Here is a 20,482-nt window from a genome sequence, read left to right on the forward strand (position 1 = left end):
GGGACGAAATGGATATTTCTATTTTATCGGCGACAAGCGAATCGACATCTCCGCCGAAATACTTTCTCCATTCGATAAGGTCACCAGCCCCGGCATGCTTCGCTGATTATGTGCATCCACCGGATGGCTGACGGGTTCTAAACACAAAAACTCAGCGCGCTGATCAGGGGAATAAAGAATAAGGTAAGACAACAGATCTGAACCCGTCACCCGAATCGAAAGCCCATCTTCCGGTTGCACTATGGTGGCTAAGCCATTCCATTCGGTATACGCATTATTGATGAGGTGCTCCGGCATTGCTCTGAACTCATTGAAACTCCAGTTAGCGGCTTCAACTAAGCTCAGATGTTTGGTGGGCAAATGCTCTTCGTCTTCCAGCCATATTCCCAACGCCTCGAAATAGACTTCTGTTCCTTCATGCCGGTAAAACCACGGGTGAAAACCGATTCCAAATGGCAAAGGCTTATTGCCTCTGTTGGTTACCTTGAGCTTGCAGTTGAGAGTGTTGTTTTGAATCGAATACTTGAGTTCAGCGTCGTAATCAAAAGGAGGAAAAGACGCGTTTTCTAAGCGATATAGAATTTCAGACTCGCTTTGCGACTCCATTTCCCATTCGGATTGCCAGGCATTTCCGTGAAGGGGGTAGGTTTCGGCTTCTACGTTTCTGTTGATTGGGTGTTTAACGCCTTCAAACTCAAAACCGCCTTTCGATATTCGGTTCGAGAAGGGAGCTAAAACATACATGCCATTGGCGTTGATTTTGCCACTCTGGGACTGGTCGGAATACAGAAATGGTACCCACTGCCCATTCACCTTTGCCTCACCTTTGGTGATTGCAGCACCATGCTGAGCTGAAAACTCTATTCGCAGGAACTCATTTTCCAAATATTCCATCAGGACCATCCACCGTCTATGCCTATATTTTGACCAGTGATCATACTAGCGCAGTCAGAACATAAAAAAGCAACCAAATGTGCGACAGATTCCGGTTGAATACGCACCTTTAGGCACTGCCTGTCCAGCACCCAGTCACTGTATTCCTGAGCTTTATGACCAAAAACGCGCTTTTCCGCATCCGAGACAATGGCACCGGGTGCAACGGCGTTAACTGTAATTCCAAACTCGCCCAACTCCCGAGCGAGAGACTTGGTTAACCCAAATAACGCCCCTTTGGATGCCACATACGGCACATAGCCTTCTATCTGACCATTTAAGGTAATTGAGGTGAAATTGATGATTCTTCCCCAACGGTTGGCTTTCATATGGGGAGTCACGCTGGAGAGCAAGGCAAATGCAGCGGAGGAGTTGACTCGGATCTGGCTTTCATATTCTTCCAGAGAAAATTTTTCAAAGGGGCGATTGATGATCAAAGCAGCATTGTTGATCAAGATGTCCACGCCACCCTGTTTGGCGATGCAATCCGAAACGATCTGCTGGGATTCTTTCATCTGGCTCAAATCGCAGGGAACAAGCGTTACGTTGGGATTTGTATTTGAATGAGTATCGACAAGATTGGGCAAATCTAGAGCTAGTACGTACGCGCCAAGTTTTGTTAATTGCTCCGTCTGAGCCTGACCTAATGTGCCTAATGCCCCCGTCAGTAATACGCGCTTTCCTTGTAATGAAATCATCGTTTCTCCTTACAGCATTGACTGAACCTCTTCAATGCAGGTGTCTTCAATTCGTTTATCCAGAACCACTTCGCCCCTTGCCATGGCGACCACTCGATCGCAGCAGGCAAACACATGGTGCATATTGTGGCTGATGAAAATACTGGTGATGGACTGATGCTTAAGCCCCGAAACAAAGTCGATAACCTTGTTGGTTTCTTTTACTGACAGGTGATTGGTGGGTTCGTCCAGAATCATCACTTTGGATTTGAAATGCATGGCTCTGGCGATTGCCACCCCTTGCCGCTGACCGCCAGAAAGCTCGCCAACCAAGGCATCGGGAGAGCGCAGGTGCAGATCGACATCCGCTATCGCTTTAATGCTCTCTTGCCGCATTTTCTCCTGATCTAAGATACCGATACCGCCTATCGACATTTTCATCGGCTCTCGACCGATAAAGATATTCCTCGCAATGGACATGGTGGGCACCATCGAATTGTACTGGTAGATGGTCTCTATCCCTTTGTTCATGGCATCTCTGGGTTTACGCAGAGTGAGAGGCTTTTCTTCCATAAACATTTCACCTTCATCGGGAACCTGAGTACCCGACAGGATATTAATGAGCGTCGATTTCCCGGCGCCATTGTCTCCCACCAGACCAAGTGCTTCATTGGCGTAGATATCCAGACTCACACCGCGCAAGGCATGAACACCCGAATACCACTTGTGAAGATTCTTACATTCCAGAATGGTGGACTGCATGTTACACCTCCACTTTCATCGATTTGGCACGCTTGCGAAGCCAGGCATTCAGAACCACCGCAATAATCGTGAGCAAGCCAATCGCCATTTTGAACCAGTTAGCATCCACACGGCTCAATACCAACCCGTTGTCGATTACGCGGATTAAAATCGCGCCAACAATGCCACCTAAAATGGTGCCAATGCCGCCAGTTAATGCGGTTCCTCCAATCACTGCCGCTGCCACAGCTTGCAGCTCCATTCCTTCTCCAATCGAAGGCAAGGGCGCGCCAAGGCGCATCACCTGAATGCAACCGGCGAAACCAGCAAGTAATGAACACAACACAAAACAGGCAATTTTGACTTTAGCAGTCGGAATTCCCATAGACTGAGCAGCAGGGAGAAACCCACCAGTCGCGCGAATCCAGTTTCCTAAATTGGTTCGCGACAGCAGAACGGATACCAGAATCGCAATCGCCACAAACCAGAGCACCGACATCCTGAAGAAATCGTAAGGTCCGACATAATCGGTGAACAGCCATTTCGGCAATACGCCTAAAGGCAGAAGGGGAGGGAACCCACCGGAAATCACAATGGTAAGAGAACGCACCACAAAGAGCATACCGAGCGTGGCGATAAAACTGGGGATATCAAAGCGTATGGTCAATATGCCATTGATAAGCCCAATCACCATCGCCATCAACAACCCCAATGGAAAAGCCACCCCAAATGCCCAGCCTTGTTCTAACAGAACCGCCATAAACATAGGTGAGAAAGCGAAGGTCGACCCTACGGACAAGTCGAACTCACCGCTGATCATCAGCAAGGTGACTCCAATGGCGACCAGCCCCATTTCAGGTAATAGCCCCAGAATGCCTCTTAGGTTTTCGCTGTTAAGAAAAGCGCCGTCGGAGCGGATTTCAAATATCACACCGAGCAGAATGAGGAATACGATCCCCACCAGTTCGGGTTTTTCCATGTAAAGCTTTATTAGTCTCTTCATCGCAATATCCGGCTCGTTCCATTTGCGTACTAACGAAGCCCTTTACGGGCAAGATCCCATAGCTGGTCGACGTCTTCTTTAACAACCAAGCCCTGTCCGGTATCGATGTCGGCGGGTGAGAGACCAAAGTTTTTCGCCAGATAAGCCTGCATCACAGGCATAAACCCTTGCATATAGGGTTGCTGGTCGACCTGAACCTGAATGTAGCCTGCTTTCATTTGCTGAAGCACTTCGGCAACAATATCAAAGCCGCCCATCAGCACTTTTCCGGGTGGAATGCCTTTGTCTGCCAGAGTCTGCGCAACGTAGGCGTGCCACAAGCCCGTATCGAAGTAGACGGTAATATCCTGATTGGCGTTCACATAAGCACCGACACGTTCGGCAACCACTGCGCCATCTGTCCCGGTATCCAAACGAACGATTTTCACATTGCGTGAGGGGTTCGTTTCTTTAAATTCATTTAGGAAGTTGAGCACACCAGCGCCCCGTTGTTCCGACCAATTCTGCCCGGGAGCAGAGATGCCCACAACAGCATGAATAGGTCCTTCTTTGGGGAAAAACTCCGCCATTTTTTTCGCTAGCGAATATCCCGCAGGAGCAAAACCCTGTCCGATAAAGGCCTGTCTTGCATTGCCGTTCGCCCCTTCGAGGTCATCTACATTGGCGGCGATGACAATGGTGCCGTTGGCACGAGCACGGCTGATGATTTCATCAAAGGCGTTGTTATCGACAATCGATGTGATCAGCACATCCGGTTTGGTGGCTAACGCAGCGATCATGTTGCTTGCCTGCTGATCAATCGCCCCTTCGGTTTGGGTAAAAATCATCTGGCATTTGGCATCGATTTTGTCGCAGGCGTCATCAAATCCTTTTTTTACCGCTTGCCAGAAAGGGTTAGATGCCGACGAATGGTGCGTAAACACCACATTCAACGGTTTTGCCCAAGCCGCACTTGAAAGCATGACCGCAGATAATGCGATTAGAGTAGTTAGTTTCCTCATCGTGTCCTCCTGATTGACGTTCATAGGGAAACATTGGATAGCCCGTTTAGGGCGCTCCGCTACCGTTTGCTGATACGGCGTGAAACGGTAAACGCTTTATCGAGATCAGGATTGAGCTCCAGCCCTAATCCTGCCCCGGGTGGCACGGTGATGGTGCCGTTGGTAACAGTGGGTAGCGCTGTCACCAAATCTTGATACCAGGTGTTGTAATAGGCCCTTACGCTCTCCTGAATGAGGGCATTGGGCGCATTTAATGAGAGGTGGGTCGATGCTGTCAGCACCACAGGTCCCGTGCAGTCGTGTGGGGCAACGGGTAAGTGCCAGGTTTCTGCCATGGTCGCGATCTTTTTGGCGTCAGACAGCCCGCCACACCAGCTCACATCAAGCATTACAATTCCGGCGGCTCCAGTTTGAAGATAATCTCTGAATGCCGCTCTGCCCCCTAAGGTTTCCGACGCACAAACTGGCGCTTTAGACGCACTCGCGTAACGGACAAGGTCATCCAGATTTTCCATTTTGATTGGGTCTTCATGCCAGTAGGTATCGAACTCTGCCAGCTCTCGGGCGATTTCCATGGCAGGCAACAACTGCCACATCGAATGAAACTCCACCATGATGTCGATTTTGTCGCCCACCGCTTTCCGAATCTTTTCGAACGGAATTAACGCCTGCTTGAGATCGGATTTGGAAATCGACAGCCCACGGTTTTTCTCTGCTGCCATATCAAACGGCCAGATCTTCATGGCGGTGATACCGTCATCAAGCAGTGATTCTGCAAGCTCGTCTGCTCTGTGCAGAAATCCATTCAGGTCGTCGTATTTATGGCTTTTTCCAGCTAACCCGTAGTTTTCAGTTCGCTGACCTTTGGCTTCTTTCATGTATTCGATACCTGCGCAGGTGTTGTAGGTTCGAATTTCATTTCGGGAGAAACCACCAAGAAGTTGGGCGATGGGTTGCTGTGTTAACTTTCCAAACAAGTCCCAAAGGGCAATATCAAAAGCGGAATTACCGCGCGTTTCGACGCCCGTTGAACGAAAGCCTAAGTAAGTGGATATGGACTGGTTGAGTCGGTCAATCTGGCGGGGATCTTGCCCCAAAACCAAGGGCGCTAACGTTTCATGAACATACGCTTCGACTGCTTTTGCGCCGAAAAACGTTTCCCCTAATCCAATAAGCCCGACATCGGTGTGAACCTGAATCCACAACAAGTTAGGGTGTTCGGCGACGGTGATGGTTTCAAGCTGGGTAATTTTCATATCCTACCTAACCTTTATTGAATGCCCGCTTCCAGCAGTGCCCGAACACTTTCATCAAAGTGAAGCGCCATCTGCTTATTGGCTTCTTGTGGGTTGCCATCTCTTATGGCTTCGGCAATCGCGAGGTGCACATTCAGCATAAATTCTTGTTTGTCCTGCGACTCTCTGCTTTTCCACCCAACCGGCCAGGTGAGTTTAGTGACCCCTTCAAACGCGCCAATCATCAGAGCGAAAATAGGGTTGCAGGAAGCCATGGCGATAGTCTGGTGGAACGCGATGTCATGGCTCATGATGTTTTCTGGGTTATCTCGGTGTGCCACCATCGACTTAGCGTGAAATAGTATGGTTTCTGCCTGAGTTTCACTTCGTCTTAACGCTGCTAATGTAGCCGTTCGCATTTCGATAGTTCTTCTTACGTCGTACACCTGCTGAACCGAAATTTGTTCGGTATGGATGCCGTGCTCAATCACAGGTGAAATGGTGGAGTAATCCAGCGCCGCCACTTCAGCCCGCTTGCCAGCGTTCAGCTTGATCAGGTTTAACGCCGCCAGAGAGCGAAACGCTTCCCGCACCACGGTTCTGGATTTGTTCAGCTCGCGTGCAAAGTAGGATTCGCTGGGTAACTTGTCTCCGGGCGACAAATCCGCACCCCTCATAAAAGCGGTGATTTCTCCAATCGCTTCACTCACTAAGCTGCTGTTTGTGCTTTCGATGTAATTCATGGCAATAACGGAAGTCGCACTCTAAATTCTGCAATCTGTAAGGCTACCTTCCACCGATAAGTAAAAACCTGTCATACAGGTTTGTAGCTAATTGTGAACTGTTGCTCAGAAATTGAGTGGTAAAAATGGGTGAAGTTGCTTAGTGTTGTGGGTGTTTTGTTGCTTATCTAGAGATGAGATGTTTATGAATGAAGCTCAGCAACGCATAAGGTTTTCTTTGTCAGAAGAAGAAAGAGCTAAGATTTGTTTTCTGATTTACTTTCTCTCAGCCTGAAATGGTGTTTCTTACCAATTGATTGCAAGCTTCCATCCAAGTGTTCAGAACAATTTCTAGTCGACCAAAAATGGAGGGAAAAGCTAGGAAGATATGTCCTAGCTTATCATCTACGATTTGCTGTTCAGATAAAGGTATAAAAGAGATATTTGGTGATATTACGTAGATCAAAAATAAATAGCACATGGCACTGTGGTTTTGTCCGAAATTAAGAATGAGTGGCAAATGCGAAGAGAGTTTTATTTATGTCACTTTAAGAAAATTCCACCAATTAAGTAATGATCTTTTTGTGAAATGCGATAATTTGTACATGTCCATATAAAGGGGTAAGTTTGGGTTAAACGTAATCAAACCGGAAGCTTATAGACAAAAAATTATTTTCCGTTAAGAAGGTTAGTTCCTGTGTTATTAACTTAGATCGCAAATTTGTATGTAATTGAAAATAAGTTTTCATATATTGAATGAAGTCATTGATGGAATAATTCAAATTGACATAAAATCAATGATTTGAATTTTATGTCAATTCTAAAGCTATAAGAAAATAATCTTTGGCTATTAATACAGCTGTGCTAGAGAGATAATATGAGTGAAATAGATATTAAAAGATTTAAGGCTGATGAGCTAACGAAAGAGAAAATCTCAGAGTTAGTAGAAGCTAAAGACTCTTTTCAAGTCGTTGCGGTGAGGGATATCTCATTTGTAGTAAATAAGATAGAAGGTGAAATAGAAAAACAAAACTTGAGTTGTCGTGTATATACCGAGTATCGAAGTGCCGCAATGGGAGGTATGGTGATCCCTACAGGAGTTACTCAAGTTGCTGGAATATTTACAGCAATAGGGGTTGGTATTCACAATTTGGCAACCTATAACCCTGATTATGAAATTGCAAAAAATAAATTTAATAGTACATTGACAGTAATATACCAAAGAGACTGAAGAAAGTAGTATCTTACACGTATTAAGGTCCTACCCGTCAGTAGCTTATTGTACTCTGTTGGCTGCATTCGCAGCCAATTCCTGTCGAAAACTAAAGTCATTTACTCCGATTTATCACTTTGATTATAGAATATAGAGGGACAAAATATATACATAAATTTTCTTATAGATGTATCTCCGCCATCAAATTTATCTGATTAGGCACGAAACATTTGTCGTCCGAGTCTAAGACATGAACATGAAGGTAATCTTTAGCTAATTCTATGCCTCCATTATAAGAACTATTATATATGGTGTTTACAGTTTTAACCGATGCCATATCTATGTTGTCAACTTTTAGACAGGGTGTTTACGTTAATCGTTATATTTCAGTTACTAATTTTTTTCAGTAGGAGTAGTTGTGGATCTTTTTGAATTTTGGCGTGAGGTAACCGTTGATAAGTCTGGTAGATGTATTCATCATGAAGATGAGATAATTTTGAGAGAACTTAGTCATCTCGTCGGTGATGATTTGGATTTTTCGTTTCCTCCTGGTGCAATATATGGACCTCTAAAAACTGCAAAAATTGTTTTGTGTTATGCAAATCCAGGAGTTGATGATTTGTCATTAGATACAGTCCGAAGTCCTGAGTTTAAATCGGAGCTATATGACCAATTACTAGGAACTAATGACTATCCACACCATTTGCCAGGTTGGAACCAATGGTTTGGGGTGATAGCCAATAGTTTATTTGATGGTCACATTGAACTAGCAGGCAAACATATTTCGGTTTTCAATCTTGTTCCATATGCATCAATTAACATGGATAGAGTTAAAAAAGTTGCGAATTGCCTCCCAAGTGCTTGGGTTGCACAGAATTATCTTAGAACCGTCCTTATCCCAAAGGCTAAATCTGGTGATATTTTGCTGATCATGTGTAGGTCTGGTCATTTATGGGGCCTCAAATCCATGTATGGATGTGACAATATCGTAATAAATGGCGTTCGTTATGGTTTTAGTCGAAGTGTTAAGAAAAAAGTCAAAGAGTGGCGTAATCTAAATGGCATATAAAACATATTAACCTCCATCGCCCAATACCCAATAATAGCCTACCGACATTGGCTGCATCAGCAGCCAATCCATCCACACAACAAAGCCATCTACCGAAGGGGAGCTGTCAAAGAAACATTAATCTCAACGCGCGACCTTTGAAATTCGTCTGTATTGTGAGAAATTCGTTTACAGTGCCGACGTAATAGGATGCCGCAGATATGGATATAAGCTTTAAGATTGCCTTTAGTGGATTAGCAATTGTCCTTACGTTTGTTGCATTTGTTCCTTATATCAAGTCAACAGTCTCAGGTAAGACGAAACCGCATGTGTTTTCGTGGATTATATGGGGTACAACTACTGGCATCGTATTTTTTGCCCAACTTGAAGCCAAAGGCGGTATAGGTGCGTGGCCTATCGGAGTTTCAGGCGCAATCACTATACTTGTCGCCCTCTTGGCATTTATTAAGAGCTCCGATGTATCGATTACACGTACTGATTGGGTATTCTTCCTGGCAGCTCTGACCTCGTTACCATTTTGGTACTTCACTTCTGATCCTCTATGGGCTGTGGTTGTGCTGACGACCGTTGACTTACTTGGCTTCGGACCGACAATCCGAAAAGCCTATGATTTCCCTCACGATGAAAATGTTCCTTTCTTCCTGCTTTTCATGGCAAGGAATACCTTTGCGCTTCTGGCACTGGAGCACTATTCAGTCGCAACTGTATTGTTCCCTCTTTCTGTCAGTATCGCGTGTTTACTTTTACTCGTCATGGTTAGCTATCGCCGCAGAGTCGTTCAAGTTTAAATCTTGGAGCGAAGAATAATCGATCAGTGCTTAGCATTTTGAGGATGTGGATTGAAGTTACTTTGGGCTGCTCATTTTTGCGTATAGCACCTTATATAAAGACGAATTAATTTATTAGAAATCAATGTACTGTGTGCTATTTTACGCCCCCTTTGCGCGTTGTATGGTTCGCAACGAATATATTGGAATAAGTACTAGGAATAAATGGGGAGGACGCTTGCAGTACAGGAAAATTCATATCATTGGTGGTCCCGGAAGCGGAAAAACGTACAGCGCCAAGAAATTGCAGCAGACATCCGGTTTAACTGCTTACGATCTCGACCGGGTGTTTTGGGACCAAAGCCAGGATTCTTACGTCCGCGCCAGTGAAGAAATGAGAACAAAGAAACTCCTAGAAATCTTGTCCAATGAGAGTTGGATAATTGAAGGTGTGTATTACAAATGGCTGGAAGAATCGTTTCAAAAAGCCGATATCATCGTGATCTTGAATCCACCTCTTTTCAAACGCCAGTGGCGCATACTGAAAAGGTTTCTTGTGCGGAAATTCATTCTAGGTCACTTTAGGAAAGAAACATTTTCATCCTTCATTGAGTTGTGGCGGTGGAACAAAAAATTCGATAGCGACAACATGATGCGAATCGCTGACTTCACCTCAGAATATAAAGACAAAACAGTTTATTGCTCAAATTACGAAGAATTAAAGCAGGCAGTAGGTCGCTAATAAACTCATTTGTTATTGAGTCTACTTAAGCTGATGCCTCCAATTGATCGGGCGTTAGGTCTTTTTTGAGTATGTTATTTTGTATGTTCTGATTTTTTATCCTTAAGTATCAGATAACTGTGTGATATTTTGAGTTCTTTATTAGTATGTATTTTCGTAAAGCAACAATTAACTTCTAAGGAGAGTCAGTGGATAATACAAAAAGAATAAAATGGTTTGTGGCATTGGAGCTATTCCTTGTAGTAGCAAGTGTAATAGTTGCATTTTCGTTGGAGTCGCAACTGCCACCATTACTGCAGGAATACCTTACTCAAGAAATGGAGTCAGAGTTTACTTCCACGGATTCAGCGGTACTATTTATAGCGATTCCTTTTCTGGTAATTTATTTTGTTTCGACGATTGGTATATTGCTAACCAAGCCATGGGCAAAGAACTTGTATATATTTAGTGTGGTTTCAGGGGTTGTTTTCATGCCTTTTATGGGGCCAACAGTGGATCACGCTATTTCTTCAACCATCAATTACCTCGCAACCCTAACAATGGGTATAGTTTTGGCATTGTTGCTTTTTACTCATTCAGTATTTAACAAGCCAAATCAGCAAGACTCTTAGGTTGCTGATCGCTAATAAACATCGACTAAACTGAAAGAAAAGATATGCCATCAAAGGCTAAAGAAACAATCCTTTAGCCTTTTTGTCTTTTTAGTCGTTTTGTAGAGTTTACGATTTCTCAGTTTGGGTAATGTTCAACACCTTCACCTTCTTGGAATTTAAATAAGTGAATCTGGTTTTTGACTGGCGGCAATATCGCAAAACAGCACTTGACCCGTTCGTCTATGATGCCTACCATATCTCCATTATTTGAATCCCGTTGCTCACTTCCCTCCATACTTCGCCTTTTCTGGGCATTTAAATTTTCTCTTGAATCCATCAAAAAGAGAAAATGCTAATGAGCGACTCAACACAAAACATAAATCCACTTTTCACTTCAAGAATTCACTATCCAGTCAACTTTGATGGTCACTGTGAATCGAACATACCTTACGACGTAAATCCTTCGCTAGTTATGGATATTTATTACCCTAAGTCGATGAAGAGCTGTGTTCCCGTCGTCATTTTTGTCACAGGGTATCCCGATTTTGGCTTTGAACAGATGACGGGAATGAAGATCAAACAAGTTCAGCAATATATATCATGGGCACAGCTCTTTGCTGCGTCTAGGATTGCGGCAATCACTTACACAAATGTTAATCCTGAGAAGGATATTTTCACCTTGCTCCAGTATCTGGACGACAATTCTACTGCGCTAGGTATTGACCCAAACAAAGTCTCTATTTGGTCTTGTTCTGGAAATGTACCCAATGCGTTGTCTGTTCTTGCTGAAAATACTCAAGTCAAATGTGCAGCTTTCTTATATGGCTATGCGATAGATGGTTTCGGTTCACAAGCCGTTGAACTTGCCTCGAAATCCTTTGGGTTTGTTCATCCAGGCAATGAGGGGATATTAGCGAAGCTGCCTCCAGTATTGGTTGTAAGAGCTGGGAGGGACGAAATGCCAGGGCTAAACGATTCAATTGACTCATTTGTATCGCAATGCTTGAGGCAGAATCAGCCTTTAACCTTGCTCAACTTGCCCAATTCGAATCACGCGTTCGATATCGTTGATAACCAAGGGTGCACACAGCAAGCAATACGCACGATATTAGGGTTCTTTAAAGATCGCCTTACTTTCTGATCCCGCTATTTCTGGTCCAACAGCTGCGGAGAGTTTCCTCTTGTAGCTGTTGGATCCTATTAGCAACGCTGTATTACCCAATTATATAAATAAGTGTCTTAGTAGAAGTGGCGCAAAGTGCGTTAAGCTAAACCCACTCATTTTGATAGCTAGTTATGCGCATCAACAATACATATTGAAACAGAGCAGGGCGAGATGGAACTACTGTACCAATCACGGATAGACAGGGTTATTGATTACATTCAGGCAAACCTTGATAAGGACCTTACTGTAGAGCAACTCGCGAAACTGGCGTGTTTTTCAGAGTTCCATTTCAACCGAATCTTCAAGCAACGTGTTGGTCAGAATGCCTACCAGTTTGTACGTCGTCTTCGGGTAGAAAAAGCGGCAAGGCTGCTTATTTTTGAATCCAGAACCATCACAGACATTGCATTAAGTTGCGGCTTTTCCAATTCAGCCTCATTTGCCAAAAGCTTCAAGCAGGTTTTTGGCAAAAGTGCGACCCAATGGCGCGATGATTATCTAGCTCGGATTGACTCCGACAGAGCTCAGGTGCATTTGCCTATCACTCGCGAACCGCTTTCTACTGTCGTGATTGAGCAGATGCCCGCTCTCCGGGTGGCTTATGTTCGAAACATTGGCAATTTCATCTCTAACGGTCAGTTGTTTGAAAGCCTCTACGGTCGGCTTATGCAATGGGCACAGCCAAGGCAGATTGCTTTATCGCCTTCTTATCATCTTTATCACGACAGCCCTTTTATAACGGACAAATCCCAACTTCGAGTGATGGTTGCCATTCCAATAGAAGAGGGGATAAAACCAAGTGGAGACGTCAGTGCCACAACATTGAGTGGAGGTCTTTACGCCGTTCGAACTTTTTACCTGACAGAATCGGAGTTTTCCTATGCCTGGGATTGGATGGTCTCTGTCTGGTTACCAAAATCCGGTTATCAGATGGATAATGAAAGAGAAGCGATAGAGCGGTGCAATGTTCCGGTCGAGCACGAAGGGCAGCGCTTTTTCCATGTCGATCTTTGTGTGCCCATTATTCCGGCTAAATAGCAGTTCTGGACAAACGGTTAGCAGGAATGGAAAAGTCTTATTTTATCGTCTGTAGATAATGAAGGTTATCTCACGACAAGAAGGCGATAACCATGAAGATAGAACCCATTGGTCAGGTCCATGCAGAAAATGGCACATTCCAGCTCCAAATTCAGCCTCAATATCAAAAAGGGTTAGAAGATCTCCAGAACTTTAGCCACATCCAGCTTCTATGGTGGGGGCATCATTCTGATACCGAAGAATTAAGGCAAACCTTGACCTGCACTAATCCCTACCACGGGGGACCCGATACATTGGGTGTATTCGCTACGCGTTCACCATTTCGTCCCAATCCTTTGCTGCTTTCTATTGTCGAGATTCAGAGTATAGATGTAGAAAAAGGCGTTATTTCACTCTATTGGGTCGATGCAGAGCATGGTACGCCAATCCTTGATATTAAACCGTATCTCCCTTGTTCTGACCGTGTAAAAAACAGCAGGGTAGCGGAATGGTGTCAGAATTGGCCGGAATGGTACGAAGATTCTGCTCACTTTGATTGGAGTAAGGTATTGGTGTACTAGCGTGAATATTAGCAATGGCGGGGTAGCGATATGGAATATATCTCACTGACTCAATCCAACATAGCTTCGGAGCATATATGCTGCGCTATTTCAGACAAAAAGTGCAAAGAGAGCTATGAAGCCAAAAAGTCCTGGTTAACTGAAGAATTCAGCAAGGGGTATGAATTCATTCGATTGGATGAACGGGCTAAAGTCTTCATTGAATTTGGTCCAGCGGAGAATTCATGGCTACCAATAAGGGCGGATAACTATATTGCGCTCGGGTGCTTTTGGGTGTCGGGAAAATACAAAGGTGCGGGTCATGGTAAGCAGTTGCTCGGCAAAGCTAAGTTGGCGGCAGAAAAGCTCGGAAAAAATGGTCTGGTAACCGTTGTCGGGAAGAAGAAAAAAGGCTTTATGAGCGATACGAACTGGCTTAAAAAGCAGGGCTTTTCTATCTGTGATGAAGCGCCAAATGACTTTGTTTTACTCTATTTGCCTTTAAACGATGAAGCAGAGCCACCTCGCTTTTTACCTCATGTTCAATCCCCTGAAATTGAATTCGACGGATGCGTTGCTTATTACTCGAACCGCTGCCCATTTTCTGAATATCATGTTTTGAGTTCGTTGGTTGAAAGCTGCAATAAGCGAGGTATTCCACTAAAAATCGTCAAACTTGATACTTTGGAGAAAGCACAGAGTTGCCCGTCTCCGGCAACAATATTCAGCCTGTATTATCGAGGTCATTTCGTCACAACAGACATCAGTGCCTGTATGGATACTCGGTTTGATAAGTACATAAAAGAGTCAATTTGAAGATAAAGAAAGCCGTCCAATCCAGACGGCTTTCCTGTTTATAGTGGGGTAGTTGATGTGACACTCTGCGCAGGGTTACTTCATCGTCAGCTTCATATCAACAATTACAGGTAAGTGGTCAGAAATTTCATACCAGGCTTTACCCGAAACTTTATCTGTCGGCTTTGGAACCGCGACGTTTTGTATGTCCCATTGCTGGGCAGCGCTTGTCATAATGTAATCGATTTTTCGATCAGGATTCCATGCTGGTGCCGTTAGCTTCAAGTCTTTATCGGTTTCTATAAACCACTGCTGAAGTTCAAAATATTCGTTTGATTGAGTTGGCAGGTTTAAATCCCCGATGATCACGGGTAACCCGTTTTTAAAGTGCCAGGCAGAGAAATTACCATTCAATGTTCTGACTTGATCGAGTCTCAAATCTGTATCGGTGTGGTCTAAATGAGCGGTTACCGCGATAACAGGAGCCGGATAATTTGGCACCTCAACTTTAACCGCGCACGCAACCCGTTGCTCCTTGTCGTCTTTATTTGGTAGTTCGACTTTTTTGACTATCTCGACAGGATACTTAGATAAGACTGCATGCCCGTACTCACCGCCATCAAACTCGATCGCTTGGCAGAACGCAAAATGTAACCCCAGCTCTTTGGCAAAATATTCAGCCTGGTTGATTGGCGCTGAGTCTGCTTGACCAAAGTTAGTGGCAGATCGACCCGTTTTGTTATCTACCTCTTGGAGTCCAATGATATCGGCATCAATTGATTTTATTGCGTCTCGGATGGCTTCTGTGTCCCCCATACGCGAAGCCATGATGTTATAGGAGGCGATTCGAATAGATTCGGTTTCTACAGGACCGTCAATATTGAGGTCGGGGTTAGCGAATGATACAGAGTGAGCAAGCAAAGAGGTCACTACAAGCGTTAACTTTTTCATGAGAAGTCCTTTATTCTTGTTGATAATTTACTTTATAAAATAAATGGACGTTTCATAAAATTCTTGGCATGGCTTCACAAAGAAGCATAAATAGTTCAGTTTTTGTTCAATCTTCTCGCCAAATTCAACAGAGAAACAGCCCCTTTTTTAAAAGTGAAAACTAAATGGTGTCTCTTTTGAATATCTCGAAAGGGAACTGAATTACTTGCATTATCACTTTTGGTAATTGCTAATGATAATCAATATCAATTATGGTATTTCCGAGCATACTAATCAGTGAAGGAAATACGATGAGTTTAAGTAAGGGAAGTATAAAACTAATTGGGACGCTGGTCGCCGCTTTAGGTTTGTCGGGTTGCTACGAGAGTGACATCGCTGCGGGCGGTGCACACACCATTGCGTACAAGGATGGAACGCTTTATACATGGGGGCGAAACACCAGTAATCAGGCTGGAAACGGTGAGACTAGCCGAACGGTTGATCTGCCCACCGCCATTGATTTGCCACTGCCGAGGCGCGTTGGTGTTATTGATATCAAAGCGAATCTGAATTTCACATTGTTGCTTGATAGCGCCGGAGACGTATGGGTATGGGGCACCAATCGAGAAGGTCAGATCGGCAACGGAACCAATGATAAAGTCATGAAACCGACCAAGGTTGAAGCGCTTGATCGAGTCTTCATCACCGACATTGGGGCAGGGCAGAGACATGCGCTTGCCGTCTCCAAACGTGGGTATGTCTGGGCTTGGGGTAACAATGCTGCTGGTCAGTTAGGCTTTGAAACCGACGCAAACACCCCCGCCACAAACAATGTGCTGACACCGACTCGTGTCCCTGAGCTAAAAGACATTGTGGATGTCGAAGGTGGCGGTTCATTCAGCTTAGCCGTTACGCGAAGAGGTAAACTCCTGTCGTGGGGAAGTAATGACAACGGACAGCTAGGCGTCGACCCTGATGTACTGGAATTTCGTCATGCACCAGAAGTGGTGAGTGGCATAAACAAACGCGTAAAAGCGGCGGCTGCGGGCAAAGACCACGCTGCTGCTTTATTTTATGACGGCAGTATTATGGCATGGGGGCAGAATTACTCGGGTCAACTGGGAATAGGCAGCGACGAAGATACGCACACCCCAACTCCGGTAAAAACCAATGGCGTAAAGATGAGGTCGATTTCTGCTTCGGGTAATTTCACATTAGCTGTATCAAAACAGCGCGATCTTTACTCCTGGGGGCAAGACCTGCTTGGTAGTTTAGGTACAGGTCCGTCGGACACCAATGTGCCGACCAAAGTGGAATTCTTCACACAACCCGTTAAAAAGGCGGTTAATGGATTGGGGCACACTATCGCAATTACGCAGGAAGAAGATGGTAGCGAAGCATTCTGGACATTCGGTCTGAACTCGTTTGGTCAGATCGGCGTCGAGGATGCACCTTTTGCTAATTATGATCCGCTCCGAGTGGTTTTTGACGCCAAGTAAGTCAGGTAAACAAAGGTCGCCAAATAACGGTGACCTTTTTCTTTTCTAAACAGATAGCGGCTATCCTCTTTCCCTATCCTGAATCGCCCGAAAACAATACGTCAACAGACCACAATTCATTGCTTTTGATTGTTTACCATTCATTTTAAATTTAAATATTGAAACGTTGTTTTAAAAATGTGAGCGGGCTGCATTTTTCTTTCCCAGATCTCAAGTACTATTCGATTTATCAAAAACACCGCCACTTGATGCTGTGTAAAGTGAAAGATAAGAGAGTAGTAACTTCATGACTGACAACGTTATTTTGCCAGAGCTGCCTGCAACACTTGATGAGCAGCGTGTGTTGAATCATCTACCTGTCGTGGTAGACGCCATCAAAAGAAACATTCCTAAGATTGGTGAGCGAAACCCTAAAATCGGTACGGAAAAGAACCATTGGCAGTACTGCGATCAGTTCGACTGGGTATCTTCTTTCTGGACAGGTGAGCTTTGGCTTTGTTACCAGATGACGGCGCAAGAGCAGTTTAAAAACAGTGCAAAACTGCGTAAATCTTACTTTGCCGACATGCTTCTGGACCCATTCTGGCTGGATCACGATCTTGGCTTTCAATACAGCTTGAGCTGTGTGGCGGATTACAAACTGACGGGTGATGAAGAATCGAAAATGATGGCGATTCGCGCCGCAGACCACCTTATTCACCGTTTCAGAAAGATTGGTGGCTACATTGTGGCGTGGAATGACACGCATCCACTGGGTCCAGAAATTACTCAGGGTAAGTCTATTATCGATTCTCTGCAAAATACCGCGTTGTTATTCTGGGCTTCCAAGGTGACAGGGTCACCTGTGTATGCTCAGGCAGCGAAGCGACACAGCGAGACTCTGGCTAAACACATTGTTCGTGACGATTTCTCTACTTACCACTCGTTCAATTTCCATCCAGTGACTCAAGAACCCATTAAAGGTGAAACATTCCAGGGCTATGCTGATGATTCATGCTGGGCTCGTGGTCAGTCGTGGGCAATTCATGGCTTTGCACAAACATATCTTTACACTGGTGAAGTGGCGTTTTTAGAGCTTGCCAAGAAGCTGGCGAAGTACGCACTGGAACAAATCACACCTGATGGCGTACCAGTCTGGGATTACTCTTTACCAGCCGACGAGATTCAGTACAAAGACAGCTCCGCAGGCGCGATCACCGCGGCAGGTTTACTGTTGATTGCTCAGTGTATTGAAGACGCGTCAGAAGCCAAGCAATACCGAAACTGGGGTCTGTACATGCTGCAAGGGCTGATGGATTCCTGTGATTTAACTGGCGATGAAAATGCGCTTGGTTTGTTGGCTCATGGGGCATCTTTTGTGAAAGTCGGTCTGTGCGACAACATGTTGCCTTATGGCGACTACTACTATTTGGAAGCCTTGATGCGTGCCAACGGATACGAGAAATTCTTCTGGTAATTCAATAAACAAAGCGGGTGGCTGCCCGCTTTATCTCAAGTTTTTATCGGGTTCTGGAAGAACCTGTATCCTCAATTTTGGAGTTTATTATGACAACCCATGCCTCTCGTAAAGGTCATATGACCCTGCCTGTTGAAGCAGGTCAGGAAGACGTGGTTCTCGATCTCTTTCAGCGTTGGCAGGCGGATGCGTTGCGCGACAGTGATGGCACAACCATGCCAGAGTCTTTAGCCAAACAGGACAGCGACATTTACTCAGTGATGTGTCTGGTCAGAGCCGATCAGGATTACGCCAATCAGCATCCTGAATACCTGCACAGAAAATATTTGATGTCTTTCCCTGTGACTGCGATGTCTGAAGAAGTGGTGATTACGCCGCTAAATGGTTACAGCAAAGATAAATATGAGCTGGACGACGACAGCGATCCTAAAGAGTGGTGGGAAGTTCGAAATCGCACTACCAATGAAGTTATTCCTGCCAGTCACTGGCATTTTGATGTGGAAACACAACAGGTAAAAGTGGAGCAGGTAACGCCCTATCACGAGTACGCGGTCACGTTTCTCGCTCGTCAGGTCTGGGACAGCGTGTCCATGTATAACGCCCTGACAAACGACTGGAAAGGCCCAAGAATTAAGAGCCTCGACCCTTACCACCCAGAGTGCCGTGCTCATCTGCTGAAGCATTTTGCTCACTGGCTAGAAACGCACCCAGACACCACAGTAGTTCGGTTTACTACGTTCGCTTTCTTGTTTGTTATCGATACAGGCGAAAAGAATCAGGACATTTACCGTGACTGGACAGGTTATGGGGAAACGGTCAGCCCTCGTGCGTTGAAAGACTTTGAAGAACGCTTTGGTTACGCCTTAAGCCCGGAAGATTTCGTCGATGCGGGTTACTACAACGGTACTTACAAAGTTCCTTCTAAGCGCTACAAAGACTGGATGACCTTCGTTCAGGAATTTGTGGTCGGGTTTGCCAAAGAGCTGGTCGATATGGCGCATCAAGCTGGCAAAAAGACAGCCATGTTTCAGGGCGACCACTGGATAGGTACAGAACCTTTCTTAGAAAGCTATCAGCAAATTGGTCTGGATATTAACATCGGAGCGGTTGAAGATGGAGTGGCACTGCGTCGTCTTACAGACTCTGGCGGCGATCAGGTTCGCGAAGCCCGATTCTATCCGTACTTCTTCCCAGATGTCTTCCGCGAAGGAAACGATCCTGTTGTCGAGTCTATGTCTAACTGGACCAAGATCCGTCGTGCCATGCTTCAAAAACCGTTAGACAGAATTGGCTACGGTGGTTATCTGTCGCTGGCGAACAAGTTTCCTCACTTCATCGATCATGTGACCGAAATTTCCGCTCAGTTTGGTGATTATCTGGACAATACGCAACGTACTGAATCTCAGAAACTGCCGGGGAAAATTGCCGTGCTGAGTGCATGGGGTAAAGCGCGTAGCTGGCTTCAAAATCAGGCTCGTGACCAACGTTTCTACGTTCCGCCGCGCCCGGATGTGATGGAGTTCGTTGGAAACAACTTGCTTGAATGCCTGTCTGGTCTGCCATTTGATATCGAATTTATCAGCTTTGAAGACATCGCAGAAAATGGTATTAGCGACGACATTAAAGTGGTGATCAATACCGGTGATGCCAATTCTGCCTGGAGTGGTGGTGAACATTGGGATAACCCTCAGGTACTGGTTGCGTTAAGAAAATTCGTTGCGCAGGGTGGTGGCCTTCTAGGTGTCAGTGACCCGTCAGCATTCCAGAAAAATGGTCGTTACTTCCAGCTTGGTGATGTATTCGGGCTTGAGAAAGAAACCGCGTTGACCATGGGGCGTGTGGCAATGCCGGTAAAATTAGACCGAGAGCACTTCCTGGCTAAGCATCTGAATGGCAGTGTGGATTTCGGCAACCCGAGTTATGTGTATCCTCAGGCGGAAGATCTGAGCGTGATAGCAGCGCAGGGGCAACATTTGGCTCTGACGGCTCGCGAATACGGTGAAGGGCGAGCGGTCTATCTTGGCAATCTGCCGTTTTCAATGGACAACGCCCGATTGCTTCAGAATATTCTGGTATGGCTAGGTAAGAATGACGGAACTGAACATCAGTGGCTGTCTTCTCATCCTGATATCGACTGTGCTTACTTCCCTGAAACGGGTAAGGCGACCGCAGTCAATTTCAGTGCGGAACCTCAATCGCTGGAAGTAACGGATCACCTTGGTAATCTACGCGTGATTGAACTGGATGCCTATGAATGGCGTTGGTTTTCCTAAATAACCCGATCGCCAGTCGTTTTATCGGCTGGCGCTTTCTTTCCTCTTTTTCATAGATTTACCTCTCATTTTTCCATCTCACTCCTGAGAC

General features: G+C 45.2%; 20 protein-coding genes. 12 read left to right on the forward strand and 8 right to left on the reverse strand.

The genetic code is table 11. The features are described from left to right. Positions 1 to 18 precede the first annotated feature (18 nt). The 7 genes from INR79_RS22010 to INR79_RS22040 are packed head-to-tail and all read right to left on the reverse strand — an operon-like array spanning position 19 to position 6,333. Positions 19 to 894, reverse strand: coding sequence for an aldose 1-epimerase (locus INR79_RS22010; RefSeq protein ID WP_223099933.1), 876 nt, complete (start codon positions 892 to 894; stop codon positions 19 to 21). After that, positions 894 to 1,631: an SDR family oxidoreductase gene (locus tag INR79_RS22015; RefSeq protein WP_223099935.1), complete on the reverse strand. Its 738-nt coding sequence runs from the start codon at positions 1,629 to 1,631 to the stop codon at positions 894 to 896. Before INR79_RS22015 ends, INR79_RS22010 begins: the two co-directional genes overlap by 1 nt. 9 nt (positions 1,632 to 1,640) lie before the next feature. Beyond that, entirely contained in the window at positions 1,641 to 2,372 is a 732-nt protein-coding gene (locus tag INR79_RS22020) for an ATP-binding cassette domain-containing protein (RefSeq protein WP_045965376.1), read from the reverse strand. Position 2,373: 1 nt separating this feature from the next. After that, a complete protein-coding gene (locus tag INR79_RS22025; protein WP_262415462.1) occupies positions 2,374 to 3,354 on the reverse strand; it encodes an ABC transporter permease in 981 nt (326 codons plus the stop codon). A 29-nt stretch (positions 3,355 to 3,383) separates the two neighbouring features. Further along, entirely contained in the window at positions 3,384 to 4,355 is a 972-nt protein-coding gene (locus INR79_RS22030) for a sugar ABC transporter substrate-binding protein (protein WP_223099937.1), read from the reverse strand. A 59-nt stretch (positions 4,356 to 4,414) separates the two neighbouring features. Further along, a complete protein-coding gene (locus tag INR79_RS22035; RefSeq protein ID WP_223099940.1) occupies positions 4,415 to 5,611 on the reverse strand; it encodes a mandelate racemase/muconate lactonizing enzyme family protein in 1,197 nt (398 codons plus the stop codon). 14 nt (positions 5,612 to 5,625) lie between these two features. Continuing rightward, the gene (locus INR79_RS22040) at positions 5,626 to 6,333 is read right to left on the reverse strand and encodes a FadR/GntR family transcriptional regulator (protein ID WP_200768753.1); all 708 of its coding nucleotides are present in this window, start codon (positions 6,331 to 6,333) and stop codon (positions 5,626 to 5,628) included. An 856-nt stretch (positions 6,334 to 7,189) separates the two neighbouring features. Here INR79_RS22040 and INR79_RS22045 point away from each other — a divergent pair. The 9 genes from INR79_RS22045 (at position 7,190) to INR79_RS22085 (ending at position 14,254) form a co-directional block, all read left to right on the forward strand. Further along, positions 7,190 to 7,543: a hypothetical protein gene (locus tag INR79_RS22045; protein ID WP_262415463.1), complete on the forward strand. Its 354-nt coding sequence runs from the start codon at positions 7,190 to 7,192 to the stop codon at positions 7,541 to 7,543. A 400-nt stretch (positions 7,544 to 7,943) separates the two neighbouring features. Further along, positions 7,944 to 8,594 (forward strand): hypothetical protein, encoded by a 651-nt coding sequence (locus INR79_RS22050; RefSeq protein WP_223099941.1) that lies wholly within the window; start codon positions 7,944 to 7,946, stop codon positions 8,592 to 8,594. 200 nt (positions 8,595 to 8,794) lie between these two features. Next, positions 8,795 to 9,382: a hypothetical protein gene (locus tag INR79_RS22055; protein ID WP_223099943.1), complete on the forward strand. Its 588-nt coding sequence runs from the start codon at positions 8,795 to 8,797 to the stop codon at positions 9,380 to 9,382. A gap of 163 nt (positions 9,383 to 9,545) precedes the next feature. Further along, positions 9,546 to 10,103: a DNA topology modulation protein FlaR gene (locus INR79_RS22060; RefSeq protein WP_262415464.1), complete on the forward strand. Its 558-nt coding sequence runs from the start codon at positions 9,546 to 9,548 to the stop codon at positions 10,101 to 10,103. A 188-nt stretch (positions 10,104 to 10,291) separates the two neighbouring features. Next, the gene (locus INR79_RS22065) at positions 10,292 to 10,714 is read left to right on the forward strand and encodes a hypothetical protein (RefSeq protein WP_223099947.1); all 423 of its coding nucleotides are present in this window, start codon (positions 10,292 to 10,294) and stop codon (positions 10,712 to 10,714) included. A gap of 337 nt (positions 10,715 to 11,051) precedes the next feature. Beyond that, positions 11,052 to 11,837 (forward strand): alpha/beta hydrolase, encoded by a 786-nt coding sequence (locus INR79_RS22070; protein WP_223099949.1) that lies wholly within the window; start codon positions 11,052 to 11,054, stop codon positions 11,835 to 11,837. A 195-nt stretch (positions 11,838 to 12,032) separates the two neighbouring features. After that, entirely contained in the window at positions 12,033 to 12,899 is an 867-nt protein-coding gene (locus tag INR79_RS22075; protein WP_223099951.1) for a GyrI-like domain-containing protein, read from the forward strand. 92 nt (positions 12,900 to 12,991) lie between these two features. Continuing rightward, positions 12,992 to 13,459: a tRNA (N6-threonylcarbamoyladenosine(37)-N6)-methyltransferase TrmO gene (gene tsaA / locus INR79_RS22080; RefSeq protein ID WP_022598707.1), complete on the forward strand. Its 468-nt coding sequence runs from the start codon at positions 12,992 to 12,994 to the stop codon at positions 13,457 to 13,459. A gap of 30 nt (positions 13,460 to 13,489) precedes the next feature. Beyond that, a complete protein-coding gene (locus tag INR79_RS22085) occupies positions 13,490 to 14,254 on the forward strand; it encodes a YoaP domain-containing protein (RefSeq protein ID WP_223099953.1) in 765 nt (254 codons plus the stop codon). Between the two features lie 75 nt (positions 14,255 to 14,329). Here the strand turns inward: INR79_RS22085 and INR79_RS22090 are convergent, their stop codons facing one another. Further along, positions 14,330 to 15,184, reverse strand: coding sequence for an endonuclease/exonuclease/phosphatase family protein (locus tag INR79_RS22090; RefSeq protein ID WP_223099956.1), 855 nt, complete (start codon positions 15,182 to 15,184; stop codon positions 14,330 to 14,332). A gap of 290 nt (positions 15,185 to 15,474) precedes the next feature. On the opposite strand from INR79_RS22090, the gene INR79_RS22095 reads away from it, so the two are divergent. The 3 genes from INR79_RS22095 (at position 15,475) to gnpA (ending at position 20,391) form a co-directional block, all read left to right on the forward strand. Then, positions 15,475 to 16,662 (forward strand): RCC1 domain-containing protein, encoded by a 1,188-nt coding sequence (locus INR79_RS22095; RefSeq protein ID WP_223099958.1) that lies wholly within the window; start codon positions 15,475 to 15,477, stop codon positions 16,660 to 16,662. A 286-nt stretch (positions 16,663 to 16,948) separates the two neighbouring features. Beyond that, positions 16,949 to 18,118 (forward strand): glycoside hydrolase family 88 protein, encoded by a 1,170-nt coding sequence (locus INR79_RS22100; RefSeq protein WP_223099960.1) that lies wholly within the window; start codon positions 16,949 to 16,951, stop codon positions 18,116 to 18,118. 89 nt (positions 18,119 to 18,207) lie between these two features. Further along, positions 18,208 to 20,391 carry a 1,3-beta-galactosyl-N-acetylhexosamine phosphorylase gene (gene gnpA / locus INR79_RS22105; RefSeq protein ID WP_223099962.1) on the forward strand — a complete coding sequence of 728 codons (2,184 nt, stop codon included), beginning with the start codon at positions 18,208 to 18,210 and terminating at the stop codon, positions 20,389 to 20,391. Positions 20,392 to 20,482 lie beyond the last annotated feature (91 nt).

The sequence above is a fragment of the Vibrio sp. SCSIO 43132 genome (assembly GCF_019904195.1).
GTDB classification, from domain to species: Bacteria; Pseudomonadota; Gammaproteobacteria; order Enterobacterales; family Vibrionaceae; genus Vibrio; species Vibrio nigripulchritudo.